The sequence below is a fragment of the Rhizobium sp. SEMIA 4085 genome, assembly GCF_013004495.1.
Taxonomy (GTDB): Bacteria; Pseudomonadota; Alphaproteobacteria; order Rhizobiales; family Rhizobiaceae; genus Rhizobium; species Rhizobium gallicum.
The window spans coordinates 1-1,616 of the sequence record NZ_JABEPH010000642.1 but is presented as its reverse complement, the minus strand read 5'-3'; the positions used below and the strand labels follow the sequence as shown (position 1 = coordinate 1,616).

Genomic DNA, 1,616 nt, shown 5'->3' with positions numbered 1-1,616 from the left:
CCATCGGGCGCCTGCCAAACACCGGCTACAAGCCTTACGCCTCGATCGGTACCAACCTGCTGTTTTTCGAAAAGGGCACGCCGACCAGGGACATCTGGTACTGGGAACATCGGGTGCCGGAGGGCCAGAAGGCCTATTCCATGACGAAGCCCATCCGGCAGGAGCACCTGCAAGATTGCGTAGACTGGTGGGGCGGCAAGGAACGCAAGGGCCGCGAGGAAGGTCCGCAGGCCTGGCGCGTCAGCCTTGAGGATGTGAAGGCGCGCGGTTACAATCTGGATTTCAAGAACCCGCATACGGTGGCCCATGACCATGACGACCCGGAAGCCTTGCTGGAAGACTTGGTCACCGTCGAAACCAATGCGGCCCGCCTGCGCGACCGGCTGAAATCCATTCTGGCAGAGGCGCTTTCCCGATGAATGCCGGAATTCTAAATGCGCTCTCTGCGGCGATTAGCGATGATCCATCGCATGTACTGCAACTCCGGAAAATCGTGGTGGCACTCGCGATTTCCGGACGACTGAAGCAGTCAGATAAATTGATTAGTCCTGATGACCTTCGAGCGATGCTCAAAGGCGCAAAATCACGGCTGGTCGCCCAGCGAATTCTTCCCAAGCAAAAACCGTGGCTGCCGATCACGGACGAACAAATGCCAGAAGAGTTTTCCGATCCTTCTTTGTTCATTTCACTGGGACAAGTCGCCCGAGTTGAAAAAGGTAAAACAGGTATACAGCAGGCTAAGCCCGGGGATTATCCGCTTGTCGTGACCGCTGCGGAGAGACTTACTGCGGACCATTACGATTTCGACAGTGCTGCGGCGATTGTCCCATTGGTTTCATCGACGGGGCACGGAAACGCCAGTATCAATCGCCTTCACTACCAAGAGGGGCCGTTCGCGCTCGGAACAATCCTTGCCGCCGTTTTGCCTCACGATCCAGCTCTTTTTTCCGCGCGATTTCTGTTCGAGTATCTATCCGCGTTCAAGGACGAGCTTCTTGTCTCCAGAATGTCGGGAACAGCGAACGTCACCCTTACTCTAGGCCGCATAGAAGCGGTTCCGATCCCCTTGGTGCCTCCCTTAGTTCAGCGGCAGGTCGATGAACTGATGGCGCTGTGCGACCAGCTGGAAACGGCGCGAACAGAGCGGGAGACGAAGCGGGACCGACTGGCGACGGCAAGCCTCGCCCGCCTCAATAGCCCAGACCCGGAAACATTCCGCGACGACGCCCGCTTCGCCCTGGATGCCCTGCCGGCGCTCACCGCCCGGCCGGACCAGATCAAGCAGGTGCGCCAAACCATCCTCAACCTTGCCGTTCGCGGGAAGCTTGTACCGCAGGACCCGGCGGATGAGCCGGCGGAGGAGCTGTTGAAGCGGATTGCGGAGGAAAGGGCGGCGCGCTCGAGAGTGGGAACTATACCAAAGCCAAAGATCACAAGCAGAGATGTCAATCGGTTCTCTGAGGGACTTCCGATCGGCTGGTCTCCTGTCGGGCTCGGAGATGTTTGTGATCTTGTTACGAGCGGCTCACGCGGGTGGGCTGAATGATGTGGCGATGCAGGCCCGGGGTGAGTGAGGGAGCAGACACGTGCTGTGGAGATGAAGCGCCCGGGAGAGA

The 1,616-nt window shown here is 58.7% G+C and carries 2 protein-coding genes; both read left to right on the top strand.

The annotated features are described in order from the left end of the window. Positions 1 to 419: N-6 DNA methylase (locus tag C9413_RS31950; protein ID WP_170251532.1), on the top strand; the 419-nt coding region annotated here is incomplete at its 5' end. Next, a complete protein-coding gene (locus C9413_RS31945) occupies positions 416 to 1,546 on the top strand; it encodes a restriction endonuclease subunit S (RefSeq protein WP_170251530.1) in 1,131 nt (376 codons plus the stop codon). The genes C9413_RS31950 and C9413_RS31945, both read left to right, overlap by 4 nt. Positions 1,547 to 1,616: the final 70 nt, after the last annotated feature.